The sequence below is a fragment of the Lentibacillus cibarius genome (assembly GCF_005887555.1).
Classification (GTDB): domain Bacteria; phylum Bacillota; class Bacilli; order Bacillales; family Amphibacillaceae; genus Lentibacillus; species Lentibacillus cibarius.
Genome location: NZ_VCIA01000001.1, coordinates 858,225 through 876,612, shown reverse-complemented (window position 1 = coordinate 876,612; position 18,388 = coordinate 858,225). Strand labels below are relative to the sequence as shown.

General features: G+C 40.5%; 11 protein-coding genes and 1 pseudogene. All 12 read left to right on the top strand.

Going from position 1 to position 18,388, the window contains the following annotated elements:
- The first annotated feature begins 100 nt into the window (after positions 1–100).
- The 12 genes and pseudogenes from FFL34_RS04335 (at position 101) to tnpB (ending at position 18,262) form a co-directional block, all read left to right on the top strand.
- Positions 101–1,597: a TIGR02677 family protein gene (locus FFL34_RS04335; protein ID WP_138604665.1), complete on the top strand. Its 1,497-nt coding sequence runs from the start codon at positions 101–103 to the stop codon at positions 1,595–1,597.
- Complete coding sequence (locus tag FFL34_RS04330; protein WP_138601810.1) at positions 1,598–2,770, top strand: TIGR02678 family protein; 1,173 nt, start codon at positions 1,598–1,600, stop codon at positions 2,768–2,770.
- Complete coding sequence (locus tag FFL34_RS04325; RefSeq protein ID WP_138601808.1) at positions 2,754–6,902, top strand: TIGR02680 family protein; 4,149 nt, start codon at positions 2,754–2,756, stop codon at positions 6,900–6,902. Before FFL34_RS04330 ends, FFL34_RS04325 begins: the two co-directional genes overlap by 17 nt.
- A 38-nt stretch (positions 6,903–6,940) precedes the next feature.
- Positions 6,941–8,200 (top strand): TIGR02679 family protein, encoded by a 1,260-nt coding sequence (locus FFL34_RS04320; protein ID WP_138601806.1) that lies wholly within the window; start codon positions 6,941–6,943, stop codon positions 8,198–8,200.
- 235 nt (positions 8,201–8,435) lie between these two features.
- Positions 8,436–8,720 carry a hypothetical protein gene (locus FFL34_RS04315; RefSeq protein ID WP_138601804.1) on the top strand — a complete coding sequence of 95 codons (285 nt, stop codon included), beginning with the start codon at positions 8,436–8,438 and terminating at the stop codon, positions 8,718–8,720.
- Between the two features lie 240 nt (positions 8,721–8,960).
- Positions 8,961–10,226 carry a flagellin N-terminal helical domain-containing protein gene (locus FFL34_RS04310; RefSeq protein WP_138601802.1) on the top strand — a complete coding sequence of 422 codons (1,266 nt, stop codon included), beginning with the start codon at positions 8,961–8,963 and terminating at the stop codon, positions 10,224–10,226.
- Between the two features lie 143 nt (positions 10,227–10,369).
- The gene (locus FFL34_RS04305; RefSeq protein ID WP_138601800.1) at positions 10,370–13,987 is read left to right on the top strand and encodes a CDP-glycerol glycerophosphotransferase family protein; all 3,618 of its coding nucleotides are present in this window, start codon (positions 10,370–10,372) and stop codon (positions 13,985–13,987) included.
- A 132-nt stretch (positions 13,988–14,119) separates the two neighbouring features.
- Positions 14,120–14,515 (top strand): glycerol-3-phosphate cytidylyltransferase, encoded by a 396-nt coding sequence (tagD, locus tag FFL34_RS04300; RefSeq protein ID WP_138601798.1) that lies wholly within the window; start codon positions 14,120–14,122, stop codon positions 14,513–14,515.
- Positions 14,516–14,895: 380 nt separating this feature from the next.
- Positions 14,896–16,146: pseudogene (locus FFL34_RS04295) on the top strand (IS4 family transposase).
- 230 nt (positions 16,147–16,376) lie between these two features.
- Complete coding sequence (gene darG / locus FFL34_RS04290) at positions 16,377–17,405, top strand: type II toxin-antitoxin system antitoxin DNA ADP-ribosyl glycohydrolase DarG (RefSeq protein ID WP_138601796.1); 1,029 nt, start codon at positions 16,377–16,379, stop codon at positions 17,403–17,405.
- A gap of 180 nt (positions 17,406–17,585) precedes the next feature.
- Positions 17,586–17,912: an IS66 family insertion sequence element accessory protein TnpA gene (tnpA, locus tag FFL34_RS04285; RefSeq protein WP_138601794.1), complete on the top strand. Its 327-nt coding sequence runs from the start codon at positions 17,586–17,588 to the stop codon at positions 17,910–17,912.
- A 5-nt stretch (positions 17,913–17,917) separates the two neighbouring features.
- Complete coding sequence (gene tnpB, locus FFL34_RS04280; RefSeq protein ID WP_171046265.1) at positions 17,918–18,262, top strand: IS66 family insertion sequence element accessory protein TnpB; 345 nt, start codon at positions 17,918–17,920, stop codon at positions 18,260–18,262.
- Positions 18,263–18,388 lie beyond the last annotated feature (126 nt).

Below are 18,388 nucleotides of genomic sequence, written 5' to 3'. Positions count from 1 at the left end.
GAATAACTTACCTTCTCAATATATTCCACAATTTCATCCATAGACATATTCACGCCACAGACATACAATAGAAGAAAGTCGAATTTTGCGGGTGATGAAGATGCAGGCACCATCGTTTAAAAAAGTGCAGGAGGCGGCCTATCTGACAGCTGATAAGGCGTGGAGCTACCGGGCGATCCTTCGCTATTTTTACGTGCAGCATGAACGGATGCGGGAATTCTTGTTTCCGGAAGAAATTTTCGCGTATTTAACCGATCTGGACGGGTTTCAGGACTATACAGAAGAGCAGTTGCAGCAGGACTTGGATCAGCTGGTGAAGTGGAATAACTTGGTGGCGAGGCAGGAAGTGAGCCGGGCGAGTACGATTGAGGAATTCAAGAAGAAGCGCTATCGCTACCAATGCACGCCGTATACCGTGGAATTTGAGCGCATGCTTCAGCAAATGGAGCGGGGCGGCGATGTATTTGGCGGGTCACTGGAAAAGAAAGAGTTCGAGCGCCTCTATCAGGAACTGTTAAAAGTGGAAGAAATCATCAAGCAAGATGAAGTTCCCTCTGCTGATGAGTGTGCACAACTTTGGAATGATATCGTAACCTACTTCCGCTCGATTAATCAGAACACATCCGACTATATGGCCCACATTAATAGTGAAGCTGCAGAAGAGCGTATGCAGACGGAAGCGTTTCTCGCATATAAGGATCAGTTCACAGCGTATTTGCGTGATTTTATAATCGGGCTGCAGCAGACGGCATTGAAAATTCAGCAGCTTTTGGAGTCGATTAGCATCCGGCAGTTAACCCCGCTTCTAAAACAAGTAATCAACCATGAGCAGCAGGTTCCCCGTTTTGAGGATATGGGGCTGGATGAACAGGAGTTAATGAACGAGAAGCAGGAGAAGTGGCGCAGTTTATGTGAATGGTTCCTCGGCAATGCACATGGCGAAAGCAACTTGGACATGCTGCAGACACGTACAAACGAACAAATTCGCCGCATCACCCGTATTGTGCAGCGGCTCGGTGAACGGCATCATTACTTTCGCAGTCGCAAAAAAGATTACTTACACCTGGCTGAATGGTTTGATTCGCTCGAAACGATTCATGAGGCACATGAATTATCCGCTGTTGTTTTCGGGGTGTTTCATACGAGACATATCTACAGCGATCACGTTCCGACCGATGATATTTATACAGATGTGTGGGATGAGGCGCCGATGGAACATGAAACGAAGCCGCGTATCCGGAACTATCGGGAAAAGACCCGACCCGGCGCGATTGTCAGTCAGAAGGAACGCAAGGATGCCGCGCGCAAGGAACATCTGCACAACAAGCGGCTTGAACAGCAGACGCTGGAAAATTATATGACCGGTAATGAAATCAGGCTGGCGGAACTACCGACAGTTGAACCGTATGTGCGAAAAATGTTGCTTGGCTGGATCGGCAAAGCGATGGCGAGAAAAAACCATACGTTTAAAACGGAATACGGCCGGCAAGTACAAGTGATTATGGACGAACAAAAACGTGCCGTGCTGCATGCAGAAGATGGTGCTATTGAAATGCCTGCGGTGACATTCCGCTTTTTAGATGAGGTGAACAAGTAAATGGAAACAAATCAATTTGATGAAAAAGCTGAAAAAGCGTTCGGCCTCTTACTGGAGCGGTTTTGGGTATTGCGCCTCAAGGAACCCGAATTGTATCAAATGATCCGCGAACGGGAAAAAGTGCTGAAACGTTACGTGGACGATAAGCTCGGGTTTGAATTAATCGTCCATCAGCACTTCATTAAACTGGAAAAAATCCCAGTAGAGGCCAAGAGCTGGATGGGGATGCAGGCTTTTCAAGAACCGCGTGACTATGCGATCTTTTGCTGTGCGCTCGCTTTTACGGAAAATCGGTCGGTCGATGAGCAGTTTTTGCTGTCGGATATTTGCGAGGAGATTAAAGACTTGTACCCGGGCGAATTCCCGCTCGATTGGACGAATTATAACCACCGCCGCTCACTCGTCCGAGTCATCAAACAGTTGGAACAGTTGTCCATTTTTCAATCAGTGGAAGGGGAAGTGGACCATTTTGCCATGAACCAGGAACAGGAAGTGCTCTATGAAACGACGGTGTATGCCAGGTATTTCATGCGGTCTTATCCAAAAGATTTGTTTGATTATTCATCAGCGGATGCGATATTGGCGAGTGAATGGGAGCGACATGAAGCTGATGAGCGGCGCAAGCGGGTATACCGGAAGCTGTTCTTGTCGCCAGTCGTGCATCGGGAAAGCGAGGATGACGCGGATTTTGCCTATATTCGTAACTTCCGAAACCGGTTACGTGAGGACATCGAGGAACATAGTCAATTCCGGCTGGAAGTGTTCAAAAATGCTGCCATGCTGGTCGCCGAGGAACGAAAGCAGGAACTGACGCTTTTCCCTGACCAAAAAGCGATTATGGATGTAGCCCTGCATGTGGCAAGTGTGCTAAGAAACGAAAGTACACATGCGCCGGACGAGCTAGGCACAATCCGGCTGTCGCGATTGGCGCTGGAAGAAATGGTGACGAAGAGCCGCGAAATGTACGGCAATGGCTGGAGTAAACATTTCCGCGAGGCGTCGATTGCCACGATTACCGATGAGCTGGTGGCGCTGTTATTTGACTGGGAAATGCTTGAAGTGGAACCGGTAACCAATGCATATGTGATGAAGCCGTTGTTTGGGCGGGTTACTGGGCATTATCCGAAAGACTTCCAAGAACGGGAAGGTGAGACCAATGAACAAACATCATAAATGGAAAATGAACCGGGCTGGGCTGTTGAACTTCTGGTATTATGATGATGAAATTTTTGACTTTGCGGACGGTAAATTACTGCTTCGGGGTTCAAACGGCTCAGGTAAATCGGTGACGATGCAAAGTATACTGCCGGTATTATTAGACGGGAAAAAATCACCGGACCGTCTGGATCCATTCGGGTCACGCGCACGGAAAATGGAAGACTATCTTTTAGGGGAAAAGGATGTCGTGGACCGGGATGAGCGGACAGGCTATTTATTCCTCGAGTACAAGCGCGAAGATACGAATCAGTACATCACCACCGGGATCGGACTGCAAGCGCGCCGCCATAAAAATATGAACTTCTGGGGCTTCGTCATCACGGATAACCGCCGCATCGGGAAAGATTTCGCCCTTTATGAGATGGCATACAACGGCGGGGAAAAGCAGCGGATTCCTCTATCACGGGTCCAGCTGGAAAATCGGATTGATACAGGCGGGCAAGTCGTCCGAACACAAGGGGAGTATATGAAACTTGTCAACAAGTATATTTTCGGATTTGCCGATCTGGAAGCGTATGACGACCTTATTAAATTATTAATCCAGCTGCGTAGTCCCAAACTCTCCAAAGAATTCCGCCCGACTGCCATTTACGACATTCTGGAAGCCTCGCTACCGCCGCTGACAGATGAAGATTTGCGTCATTTGTCTGACACGATTGAACATATGGACCAGACGAAACAACAGATTGAGCAGCTGGAACGCGAACAGACCGCACTGGAAAAATTGCTGAAACGGTATGATGCGTATAATCAGTATAAGCTGGCCGATAAAGCGGCTCATTACGTGGACGCTAACAAGCGATATAATAACGAAACAGCTGCACTAACGGAAAAACAGGCGGAAGAACGCGATTTGACCGGCGAAATAACAGCATTACAAGAGCGGAAACGGACGCTCGAACAGAACCATGACGTGCTGGAGCAAAAACGTACCCGCCTGCAAAGCCATAAAGTGTGGAACCTGGAGGAAGAACGGAAAAGCGAATTGGCAAAGTTACAAGAAATCAAGCAAGACCACGCCAAAAAAGACAGCACCTTGACCGGAAAGAAACAGCAGGAACTAGCGACCAAAGAAAAACAGCAAAAGCTGGTCGCATCATTCGATGAACTACATCGCGAGCTGGAAGATATGCTAGTAGATTTAGACCACGACGCTGAAGCTGCTTCTTTTTTACAGCATGAGATTAACAAGCATGACTTTGATCGGCATAGGCAAACCGAGCATGACTTTACCATCTGGAAAAAGGAAGCGGAACAGCATTACCGGAAACTAGAATCGCTCACCGGCGAACTGCGCGAATTAGAACAAAAGAAAACCCGCATCGCCGAACTTGATCAAAAAATGGCGTCGACTCGACAGGAACTGGACACCGTCAAGCAAGAAGAACAAGATTGGCTCGATATTTTTGAAAAAGATAAACAGGATCAACTGTCGGAAATCCATCAATGGGCGGAAAACCACGCATATGTACCGGTCACTGAGGATATTTTGCAGCAAACATCCCGCGATATGTACCATCTTTATGAGCCTGTCGGTTATGAGCGTATCCGCACTCCGTATGTGGAAGCGGTTCGTGATTATCAGATGCAAATGAAGGAACAAATCGCACTGAAGAACAGTCGAATCACAACGCTGAAGGAAGACATCCGAACAAAAGAAGCGGAATTGTCAGCATTAAAGGCGAAACGTGATCCCGAGCCACCGAACCAGCGGGAAACGACACGGGATGCCCGAAAACAATTGGCCGAAGTGGGGCATGTATTTGCACCTTTATATGAAGCGGTTGAATTTCAGGAGCATGTCCCGGAAAACGTGCGCGTGCAGATAGAAGCCGCGCTGAATGATGCCGGCTTCTTGGATGCGTTGTTGACAAACGAAGCCATACCACTGCAGCATGACCGCATCTTGCAAGCGAGTCCAAACATGATGGCGCACACTTTGGCTGATTATTTGCAGCCTGATTTGGATGATGATGCGAAACTTAGCCCGGTACAGGTCGATGACGTGCTGCGTAGTATTCTGGTCGACAGTGACGCGGATGCGGAAAAGGCGGCGATTAACGCGGATGGCACGTATCAGGTTGGTTTACTGCACGGGCATGCAGTTCCGGTTGAACGGGTGCGGTTCATCGGCCGAAATGCCCGCCGGCGGTACCGGCAAGAGCAAATCGAGCAACTGAGTGCTGAACTCGATGCCTTACAAGTGGAACAACAAGTGGTTCAACGGGAAGTGGATGAATTAAAAGACAACGTTCAGGCTGCGACCGATGCACTTGATGCGTTTCCACAAGATGATGATTTGGCTGAGAGCTTTTCCCATATAAAAGAAAAACGGTTCGCAATTGGTCAATACGAGAAAACGTTGCGTGAATTGGACGAGCAAATGAACCAACTGACACAGGCGTACAGGGAAATGAAAAGCAAGCTCGATGCGGAAACCCGAGCATATAATTTGCCTTTTTCCTTTGCAGCATACCAGGAAGCGGCCCAGCAGATGCGGGAATACGAGATAGCCTTGCACGGACTGATTACGAAGCATACCACGTACCGGCATACCGCCCAGCAAATCGAGCAGGCGAACGAACGGCTGGAGGAATTGGCTGCGGAAGTCGATGAACTGCAGGGCGAATTGAATGAACTTGCTGACAGGCAGTCCCAGAAAGAGCAGAACATCGCCGAAATCGAAAAACAGCTCGAATTAGAAGGCGTCGCCGACATCCGCAAACAAATCCGAGAAGTACAGGAAGCGCTTGCCGCGACAAACAGAGAGCTTGATCAGATTAAATCAGATTTACCGGCAAAAGAATCCAAGAAAAACGTGCTCACGGATGAAATTACAACCATTCAGCAAAAAATACGCTTCGGGGAAAACATGACCAACGCATGGAAAGCATCGTTCCAACAGGAAGTTAGTTTTGGTTTTGTCGACGTGCCGGAGCAGACGGAAGATACAGATGCACTAGCTAGAACAATTGCCAAAGAATATAAAACCTTTTTGAAAGAAAAAGACCCGTCCACACTGGAAAGCCAGCTGACGAGTGTCTATTTCGAACAGAACACTAATCTAATGGAATATCGCATGACCGATACCGAAATCCCGGCCACCGATGAAGATTGGATGCGTGACGACTGGACTGATGAGCAGCACATGCACATCACCAACTGGCAGCAAAAAACGAAGCGGCGCAAAATTGAACTTGATTTTCAAGGAAAACGGGTAAGCCCGTACTATATTAGGAAAACAATTGCCGATGACCGCGAACGCCAGCAAACGATGCTAGATGATCAGGACCGCCGGCTGTATGAGGAAATTCTGTTTGATTCGGTCGGTAAAAAATTGCGCAGTCGCATTGGCCGTGCGCAAAAATGGACGGAACAAATGAATAAACTGATGACTGGCAGCGATTCGTCTTCTGGCTTGTCCTTCTCCATTAAATGGAAACCGCGTACCGCAGAAACAGAAGCTGAGCTGGATACGAAGGAACTGGTCGATTTACTGCGGCGTGACGCCCGTTTATTGAAAGAGGAAGACATCAATCAGGTCATTGCGCACTTCCGCTCCAAAATCGAACGCGCCAAAGAACTCGTTGATGTAAAAGGTGAGGGAAACACCTTATTGCAAGTGCTGAAAGACGTACTCGATTACCGGAACTGGTTTTCGTTTGTCCTATCCTACCAGCGTGCCGGCGAACCGAAGCGCGAACTGACCAACCATGCGTTTTACAAGTTCAGTGGCGGCGAAAAAGCGATGGCCATGTATATTCCGCTGTTTACGGCATGTTACTCGCGCTATTTGGAGGCCGATGACACCGCGCCATATATCATTTCGTTGGACGAGGCATTTGCTGGTGTCGATGAGAACAACATTCGGGAAATGTTTGAAATCGTCGAGGAGCTCGGATTCGATTATATTATGAACTCGCAAGTGCTCTGGGGCGATTATGACACGATTTCGTCGCTCGCTATCGCTGAACTCGTCCGCCCGAAAAATGAAGGATTTGTCACCGTTATCCGCTATTATTGGGACGGCAACACAAGGCACTTAGACATTCCTGAAGAAGAAACAGCTACAACACTGGATTCGTAAAAGGAGTACGATTCGATGGAAAAAACCTTCAACAAGCGGTGGACTTTTTTAAAAGTGAAGCCGCTTATCAAAAATTATTTAGCGAGTTCAAAAAGAAATACGAATCCCTTGGCAGAATAGGCGGTACCGTTCCCGTTCGATTGTTTACTGATGAAGAACTAGAGGTAATTGGCGGATTCTTTGGCATGCCAGGGTTGAAGCTGGCTGCCAAAGGAACGATTTCGATGCCAGCGTTCGAGCGGCAACTGGCTGATACCCGTTTTAGTGACGTGGCGCTGAAATCCTTGCTTGATGCGTTTTTTGGGGAAGAGATTATCTCGAAAAAGCAGCGGAAGCAGGAAAAGGAAGCTGGTTTACACGCTTTTGTAGCTAGTCTAAGGGAAAAATATACGTCGCTTGCATTTTGGTTTGATTATTTGGTTGAGAACCCGGGCGAAACCCGCTGGATTTGGACACTGCTGGAGCGGGAGCCAGAACGTTTTGTGGGGATGGTGGACCGGCTGCAGGCTGCGTGGGGCCAATTGCCATCATCACTGGAGCGCTTGCCGATGTTCAGCCAACGTGTAACCGGTGACCCGCATGTGTTTGACTTGCATACCGATCAAGGGAAGTTGTGGCTGAACGTACTAGCGATTGGTGTTCGCGAGCCTGTTCCGACAAGCACGGAAGCGATTAACGAGCTTCTGCAGCATTATCATATTTACCGGGACGACCTGCTGAATTATGTTACTTGTGCCGGACTGCTTGCTGAAACAGAAACAGGCACCCACCCCGTGTGGGAAGCCGCCGTCAGTGAAAACACCGTGCAAATTGTACCGATTCGGGAGCTAGTGAATGTAACAGCCGTTTATCCTGCGTACGGCTCAGACGTCTGGGTGGTTGAGAATTCCGGCGTATGTGCCACAATATTGGACTACAGGAAGGGTGTCCCAATCGTCTGCACCAACGGCCAGTTCACTCTCGCCGCGCTCATGTTGCTGGACCGGCTGGTGGAATCAGGAAACACCCTGCATTACGCCGGCGATTTCGACCCGGAAGGCCTCGGCATGGCGCAGCGGCTATTGAACAGGTATCCGGACGGCCGTGTGAAACTATGGCACATGGATGTAGAAGCCTATGCCGCTAGCAATCCGGTAAAAGAGCTGCCGGACGAGCGGCTGGAAAAACTGAACCGGATTGAGCACCCAACGTTGGCTGACGTGGCCGCACGCATGCGCGAAAAAGGTAAGGCCGGGTACCAGGAAGCGTTAGTGGAGCGGATGGTGGAGGATATGAAAAAAGGTGAATTTGAAAAATAAGTCAAAATCATTGTGGTAAAGTTAAAGTTAATCCTGGTCAAAATTGAATTTTGAGAATGTCTAATGGTCGAAATTTCATATTATGTTCCAACGTCAGAAAGTAAAATTTATGGGTGACCTTGTAAGAAACACTTCGTCATTCGCTATAAGATGAGGCGAATGACGAGTTTTTCTAAACTTGTTGAAGATACTTCGTGGTGCTACGATGAATGTATTGAAATGGAGGTGAAACTGGATGAGTGATACAACCATGGACGACTTGTTTGTTGCAATCAAAGAGCTATCAAAAGATGTCGGAGAAGTTAAGGAAAGTATTAGCAGGTTGGAAGGTAGAGTTGGTAATTTAGAAGATAGAACAGAAAGCCTAGAAGCAAGGGTGGGAACAATGGAGACAGAGATGAAAAAGATGCGGGGCGATATGCGCAGAATAGATCATAAGCTAAATAATTTTAACAATGACCTGAGTGAGACGAACGCAAATATTTCAATCCTGCAAAAAGAAGTAGGTATAGATTGGTAAAAGCTTGCAGCACGCAGGCTTATTTTTTTGTGCTTTTTTAAGAGTATATCAAGACTGTAAAAAATTCCCCTAAAAAAGATTAAAACATTCCCGAATCGTGCCGATATAAGAAATACATCATCATGATGGATAAATGTTATGGCCATAACATAGGGGGCTTTGCTTTTACAAGCAGGAACCCCGCGCGGGACATAAGGACGTGCCCCGCACAAAACTATTATTTACATGGAGGTATGTAAAATGAGAATTAATCACAACATAGCCGCTCTGAACACGTATCGTCAGTTAGGTTCTGCAAACAATGCGCAACAAAGCTCAATGGAGAAGTTATCTTCTGGTTTAAGAATTAACAATGCTTCAGATGATGCAGCAGGTCTAGCAATCTCTGAGAAAATGCGTGGGCAAATTCGTGGGTTGGAGCAAGCACAAACGAATGCTCAGGACGGTATTTCTATGATTCAAACGGCTGAAGGTTCTTTAAATGAAACGCATTCAATTCTTCAACGTATGCGTGAACTTACTGTACAAGCATCGAACGATACAAACACAGAAACAGACCGTGGTGAAATCCAAAAAGAAATTAACCAACTAACCTCTGAAATTTCTCGTATTGGTAATAATACAGAATTTAATACGCAGAATTTGCTTGACGGGACGCAATCAGTAACATCAGCTTCTGCAGACGCGAGCATTGGTAGTACTTCATTTTCTTTTGATTTAAATACTGGTGGAACTGATGGTAATTCAATATCTATTAGTTTTTCATCAGCGTCTATTACTGCTAGTAATGAATCTGCTAGCTTTGATGGTAATAATTCATTAAGTGTAGAATTAGCTTCCGGTCAAAGTTATGATGCGGCTGATATTCAAAGTATTATACGTGGCGCTTCTGACGATGCATCAAATGGAGTCAGTGTAAGTGAGCTTACAGTAGAAAGTGACGGATCAACCGTTTCAGCTGGTACTTTTGATACTAATTCTGTATCACTGAGTGGTGGAGAAGAAGGAAGTGGTGCTTCATTCCAAATTGGTGCAAACCAAGGTCAACAACTCACAGTGGAAATCTCAGACATGCGGTCTGAATCATTAGGAATTTCAGGTAGCGCGGGAGGTTCAGCAACAGGTGTAGGTGATGATTCGGTTTCAGGAGCATCGTTCACATCAACTGGCCAATTAGGTGAAACTTCTGGATCTACCGAATATGCGCTCGATGTTTCTACTAGTGACAAAGCATCTGCTGCTACCTCTGTTATAGATCAGGCAATTGAAAGAGTGTCTAGCGAACGTTCTAAATTAGGTGCTGTTCAGAACCGTTTAGATCATACAATCAATAACTTAGGTACATCATCAGAAAACCTAACTGCTGCTGAATCACGTATTCGTGATGTGGACATGGCGAAAGAAATGATGAATCAAACTAAGGCATCTATTCTTTCTCAAGCATCACAATCCATGTTGGCTCAGGCAAACCAAATGCCACAAGGAGTTCTACAGCTTCTTCGATAAATTGAATTAATAAAAGAGATATTAGTTATGTCTAATATCTCTTTTTAAAATCACTCTTGTTATAAAAAGAATGATTTTAAAAGGGGATATAGAAAATAGCATTCTCTGAAAATGGGTGTCATAATAACTTGGAGGATATAAAGATGAAAATAAGTTTTGTCATGGTAGTGAAAAATGAAGCTAAGCATATAGAAGGAGTATTGGAAAGTATCAATCCAATTAGAGAAGTGATTAAAAGTGAAATAATCATCGTTGATACAGGATCTGATGACAATACGGTTGATATTGCAAGGAAGTATACTGATAAGATTTACTTTCATGAATGGGATGATGATTTTGCTTCGATGCGTAATAAATCTATTAGCTATGCAAAAGGAGAATGGTTGTTTGTTTTAGACGGGGATGAAGTAATTTTAAATCCTGAAGTATTAATTGAATTTTATCAATCTGGTAAAGATCGAAATTATAATTCCATGTTTGTTAATTTGAAAAATATCGCTAATGAAGAAAAGGGTCTTTATAATTATGTTGTAATTGCTAGGATGTTTAAAAATACTGGCGACTTTAAATATGTGGGTGCCATTCATGAACAGCCCCTCAAGAAAGGGCCGACCCATTTATTAGATTTGACCTTGGTTCATTACGGTTATGACAATACAGATGACGCACTAATGGAAAGAAAATACACCAGAAATAGAGGTTTGTTAGAAAAAGAATTAGAAAAAGATCCAGATAATATCTACTATCTACATCATATAGCAAATACGTACGCCATGAAAAAATATTATGATAAGGAATTATATTATAGTCAAAAAGCGTATGAGGTGGCTAAAGAAAAAAGAATAGATCTATCTAAAACAATGTATGTCTATTCTGGCTTAGCTATTGCATTAATGAATAATAAAAAAATATTTGACGTGGAGAAAATTTGTAAAGAAGCGATTAATACAAAAGATGGTATTATGGACTTCTATTGCTATTTAGGAAAAGCACAATCTCAAATGGGGAAAAATAAGGAAGCCATAGCTAGTTACAATAAATATTTGGAGTTAGTTAAAAGGTATCAAGATAACCCTGCCGCACAAGATTCAACCGTTGTTATTAAAACATTCGGCGCCGTAGAAGTGGTATATACGGATTTATGTATATTATATGAAAAGGAAAAGGACTATGAAAATGCTAAGCACTATATTATGAAAATAAATAAAACGCAATATTTAGTAAAAATTATTCCCATAACCCTTAATTTATTTAAGGAGTTAGAGGATTATAAGCTTTTACAGGAGTTTATGAATAGATTACTTGAATATGATGAAGAGGTTTCCGGTATATTTTATAAACAACTTGAAAGCTTACTATTTAACATGGAAGACATGGAAAAGAAAAGAGAGTTTCTCGAATTTTTTGCGGATGGGAACTCAAACTATAATTTGCTAAATAAAATCCGTCTGGAAATAAATAAAGAAAATAATCTTAAATGGCTTAGCAATATAAAGGATATAGACTTTTCGGATTCACCCAATTATTATGGCGACATATTATATTATTTAATGTACTATAAGTATCCGCTTTATGAATTGTTATCAGATGCAAAGGAATCGAATTTAAATAATTATTTTAAATATTTGTGTAAGCAATATGATGGTTTGAATAAGGTTATTTATGAGTATCTTCAAACCTTCCCATTTGAAGATGATTTAGATAAGATCCGAATAAATAAACCGTTACTACGCTATGCTTTAGTTCTCAATAATGAAAAAGATGATGAATTCAATCAATCTTTATTTAGTCGTTTCGTTCAGGAGGGCATATCTTTTATAAGGAACTATTATCATACCAACATTATAGAATCAGAAAGAATACATGATGTGAAAAGTGAAGAGGATGCTTTTTTTATTTATATGTTAAAAGCTGAATTACAAAAAGGAGAAGATGATGTTTTTTATATTAGATATTTACGGAAGGCTTTAGGGGTATACCCGCAAATGAAGCAAGGATTAGAAAAATTGCTTAATGATTATGTCCAAGCTAGTGAGCGAATAATGCTGCCGTATGAAACAGACAAAATGAAGGAACAACTCGTTCATTTAATATCACAAAATCTTTATAATGAAGCTTTAGATTTTGTAAATGAATCCTTGCAAGTGGTTACTAATGATGCTGATTTATATTCAATAAAGGCTGTGATATTGATGCAGCAAGGTATGTATGAAGAGGCAAAAGGCATTTTAAATAAAGGATTAGAAATTAATCCTAACCATGTTGATTGTCTTTATAATCTCGCTTATTGTCATGAGCAATTTGAACAAATGAATTTAACCGTTGAATTGTATAGAAAGATTATAATGCTTACAAATGAGCAAAATTTAAAAGATGAGGTTAATGCTAAATTAAATTTAGTACTTAAAGAGCAAAATACAATACTAGATATATTTTTGAATTCTATAGATAAATATCTTTTAACTAATCATTCACTTAAAGAGGATGAATTTAGTGTATGCTACCCATATATTACTTGTTTGAATAAAGAATATAATTATTCTAAAATAGAGTTTCTTTTAATTAGTGATAGTAAAATAAGTGCATCGATAGAAGGTGTAAAGACAGGAGAACAATGGGTTTTACAAAATTTAAAAACCAATAATTATAGTTTAACACAAAAGAAACATACTCTGAAAAGTAATTTTATTAACAGAAAACCAAGAATATTACTGGGATATAGGGATTATAGTGGTTGCAATACATTAGCCCTATATAAATCAATTCCTTCATACATTTCAGACGAATTTGTAATAGATTTTGTTAAAGGAGCAACAAATGAATTTGCTCGAAAGTCTATAGAAAGTGATATTATTGTGACGACAAATATGGAATATAATTTAAATAGAAGTGCAAAAACCGATAAGAAGATTGTCATAGATACATGGCACGGATTTCCGATAAAAAATATGTTCTATATGGATCCTAGTTATTTTGATAAAAATTCTATTGAACCTTTCTGGAGCCAAATAAATTACTTAACTTCATATTCAGATTTTTATAGTAAAACAATCAACAAATCAATTAAAGTGGATCCGGATAATTTTGTGATTACTGGTTCTCCACGAAATGACTTACTTTTTAACGAAAATAATAGTAGAAAGTTATTATTAAAGTTGTTAGGTGAAGAGGACAAGGGACAAAAGTTTATATTCTTTATGCCCACTTTCCGCAGTACAGATGTAAGAAACGCATATAATTTTTCTAACCTATTTGGATTTAATGATTTCAGCTTAAGTTCCCTAGAAAACTTTTTAAAAAAAAATAATTATGAATTAATAGTTAAACTTCATCCAATTCATAAAAAGAAATTTAGTGAACATATATTCAATAGTTCTAGAATTAATGCTTACCCTGAATATGAAGCGAATAAAGCATTTGTTGATCTTTATGAAGTTTTAAGTGCAACAGATATCCTAATTACAGATTACAGTTCAGTTTATTTTGATTATTTATTATTAAATAAACCTATTATTTTTACTACACCAGATTTAAGAGAGTATCAAAAAGAAAGAGGATTTTGTCTAGAACCATTTGAAGATTGGACACCTGGTCCCAAGGTTGTTAGTCAAAAACAACTTCAAAATGAAATAATAAATTATGAGGAAGAAGATAACTATTATTGTTTGTCAAGAAAGGTAATAATGAACAGTGTACATCAACACACTGATGGGAAATCATCTGAAAGGTTATGGAAATTTATCTCGTCATTACTTATATAAATAATGACGAGATTAAATACCATTCGTTAAGCTTCTGATAATGTGTAATATTAAAAGATTAGACTAGAATCTTTAATTATTTTGATTGAAGCTTTTTTACTGAAAAATTATAGTTGTGAGGTTAAATTTAGAATGAAAACAATATTAACTTATGGAACCTTTGACTTACTTCATTATGGACATATTAATTTATTAAGACGTGCTAAAAATCTGGGGGATTATTTGATTGTTGGACTATCAACAGATACTTTTAATCATCAAAAAGGAAAGAAAAGTTACTTTAGATATGATGAAAGAAAGATATTACTAGAGTCAATACGATACGTGGATTCTGTTATACCTGAAAGTAATTGGGAACAAAAAATCTGGGATATAGAGAACTTTATGGTTGATACATTGGTTATGGGTGATGATTGGGAAGGGCGTTTCGATTATTTAAGCAGTTATTGTAAAGTGAAATATCTTAGTAGAACACCAACAGTATCAACTAAAAAAATCAAACGTGATCTTAAGAAGGTTTTAACATAATTCTTATTTTTACCTAGTAGAATAATAATTCTTTAGAGTATATATTTAAGGAACAAAAATTCCCTATTAGTATTCCATTACTCTTGTTAGATTTCAATAAAAGCTCATTGAAATTAAAATATATCCATAATGAAGATGCGAGTCCGAAACATGCCAGATACACTCTTAATATTAAATACAGGAAGAATAATATGAATATTGTTTAGTGCAAAATCATTAGTATTGCATAAATAAAAAACTATTTTGTCAATCAATACTCCTTCTAAAAATAATTACGGAATATTGGGAATTATGGTGATAAAGTCTTTAAATAAATAAAAAATCCCCTTATAATAGGGATTAGGTAGCTCTGTCCAAATCCCATTACAAGGAGACACCGTATGGACAAGAATACCACAAAATCCACAATAAATGAACTGTTCAAGGTACTTGATGAACAAAAATTTTTAAACGTGATCAACGTTACGGATATTGATCAGTACATAAAAAAACTGACGGCCTACAAATTCCTGGAACTGTTGATTATTGCGCAACTGAATGAGACCGAAAGTTTAAGAGAGCTATCGAAACAACTCAAGGATAATCAGGACATCCAACAGAAGATTGAAGTGGACACCATTAGTACGTCACAACTATCCCGGAAACAGTGTAATCTCACTCCTCGAATGTTTGAAAAGGTATTTAGACATCTGGTGTTCGAGACACAAGCGCAAATGAAACATCCATCGATGATACGTGATATTGGAAAACTACTGGTTATTGATTCATCCACTATGTCGATGAGTTTGAGCCAGTATCCCTGGGCAACGTTTCGCAAAACGAAGTCAGGTGTTCGACTCCACTTGCGAGTAGTCGTGACAAAGGATATAACCATGCCTGACAAAGCTGTTATGCTGCCAGCCAAGCATGCGGATAGATCCCAGATGGATGAATTAATCGATATTGATTCAAACGCCATTCATTTGTTTGACCGGGGCTACAATGACTATAAGCAATTTGATAAACTTTGCTTTGATGATGTTCGGTTTGTCACAAGAACAAAGAAAAATGCAGAAATAGAGGTTATCTCGGAACAAGTTCCGGACACGGAAAACAACATTTTTCTTGATTAGGAAGTGTACCTGGGCAGTGTGCAAAATGGAACCAAAATGACGCAACCCTTGCGCCTTATTAAAACAAAAGATAGCGAAGGCAATGTGGTTGTCATTGTTACTAACTGTTTCGAACTATCTGCCAAAGAGATTGGTGATTTATACCGCTATCGCTGGAAAATCGAAACATTTTTCAAGTGGATGAAGCAGCATTTAAAAATAAAATCATTTTATGGCAAAAGCGAAAATGCCGTTTACACACAAATTTGGATCGCTTTAATCACGTACTGCTTACAAGTGTTATTACAGTTGAAATTTCATCATGAAGGATCGCTATTAGAATTAAAACGAACGCTCAAAAACCTTTTATTCAGCCCATTGGAAGAATTTTTGCGGTCTCTGTTCCGTAAACCAACAAGAACGTCAAAAGGTCGTAAAAAGTATAACTGGGAGAAAGAATTTCAACATATTGTAAGCCAATTTGAAGAAGGCGAGGTGGCTCATCTTAACGACTTAACGTATGATCCGTTATTTTTTTAACAGTATATGACGGAAATAAATGTAAATTGTGGATAAGAACTACCGGTCATATCCCCTTTGACTTTTTTTCATAAAAAACAAGATAATTGTACTGAATATTTAGAAAAGACATTTACTGGAACTTATAGGGTGTTTGACAAAACCAAAAAATTTTATGCAACACTAATGAATTATAATAAACCAATAGCAGTTAGAGATTGGTATTACTAACTAAATGGGAGGTGATTAAAATGATTATTTTAAAACAAGGCAATCTTCTTAATGATGAAGCGGAAGCATTGGTTAATACAGTAAACTGTGTTGGGGTTATGGGTAAAGGAATTGCCCTTCAATTTAAACAGGCTTACCCCAAAATGTTTACTGAATACCAAAAAGCATGTAGGCAGGAAGAAATGCAGCCCGGTAAAATGCATGTTGTTGATACTAAATCACTATTTAATCCTAAATTCATTATTAATTTCCCAACAAAACGTCACTGGAAAAGCAGATCCCGAAAAGAAGATATTGAATCTGGTTTAGTTGATTTAGTAAAAGTCGTAAAGGATTTGGGGTTAAAATCTATTGCGCTACCACCTCTTGGTTGTGGTAATGGAGGACTCAAATGGTCTGAGATACGTCCGAAAATTGAAAAAGCATTTGAGCAAATACCTGATGTTGAAGTTCATCTCTATGAACCCGCGGGGAGTCCTAAACCTGATCAAATAAAAATTAAAACTAATCCTCCGAAAATGACTAGGGCAAGAGCATTATTTTTAATGCTAATGAATGATTACTCGATTCCGGGATATAAGTTATCACTACTAGAGATTCAAAAATTGGCTTATTTCCTTCAGAATGTTGGTGAACCTCTTCGATTAAGATTTGAAAAAGGAAAATTCGGTCCCTATGCTGATAATCTTAATCATGTATTACAACGTATAGATGGTCACTTTATTCGAGGGTTTGGAGATAGAAGTAGAGACGCCGAAATTTATTTAATGAGGAATGCAGCAGAAAAGGCAGAAACATTTCTAAAAGATGATGAATCAGCATCCAAGCATCTTGAAGCAGTACGGAAAATAATTCATGGATTTGAAACTCCATACGGTTTGGAATTACTGGCAACTGTTCATTGGGTTGCAGCGAACAAACCAGAAATACAAGACGATATACAAAAAATTATAGGGGAAGTTCATAGTTGGAATGAGCGGAAGAAGAAAATATTTAAAGAGAAGCATATTGGGAAGGCTTGGGAGCATTTGGAAGAGAATAAATTTTAAACAGATATAATAGTAAAGCCCTACTCTTTAGAAGAGTGGGGTTTTTATTTAATTAACTCCAACGCAGTTTCAAGCATCAATTTTCTATGATGATTGTAAGCGTCAAATAAAATACACATAGTAGCCAATGGTCATCCATGCGATAATCTTCTTAGAAAATTAATTCAGGGAGGTTAAGCGATGACCCTAAAAGACAAAAGAATAGAATGGAAATCGCGATATGACGCTTGGAAAGAAAGCGGGCAAACGATTGCTGAATGGTGCCGGGATCAAGAAATTAAAGTCCACCAAATGTATTATTGGGTAAGGCGATTTGATAACGATAGGATTTCTGCCGAACCGGAACCAACACAATGGCTCACCGTCCAGGTGGACGATGAAATCACATCTTCTGAAGGACAGGAATCTATCTTTATTCACTATGGTGTCATATCCGTTGAAGTACGTCCGGGAGCCAACGTCAGCTTACTGTCCGATATCATTCATGTCCTGCACAACCAATGTTGACGAATGTGCCATTCGACCGTGTGTACCTTGCCCGCGGTAGCACGGATTTGCGCAAATCTATCGATGGTCTGGCGGTCATTGTAAAAGAATGCTTCGACCTCGATCCCTTTTCCCCTTGTTTGTTCGTGTTCTGTAATCGGAAACGTGACAAGTTAAAAATCCTTCAGTGGGATAACAACGGCTTTTGGTTGCATTACCGGAGGCTGGAAAGAGGAACATTCCATTGGCCATCAGACAAAGAAACGGAGCCAATGGATATTAGTCCACGCCAACTTCGTTGGCTCCTGGATGGCTTGTCAATTGAACAGAAGCAGGCACACCGGGAAGTAAAAGCACGTACTATTCTTTAAGAAATTGAAATATAAAAATATGGGAATTCGACTAGGCAAGTCGGGTTCTTTTTCGTATACTTATCTTATGGAAAATACAACGCAACCATCCAAAGAATCAATTGAATATTATAAAGCGCAAAACGA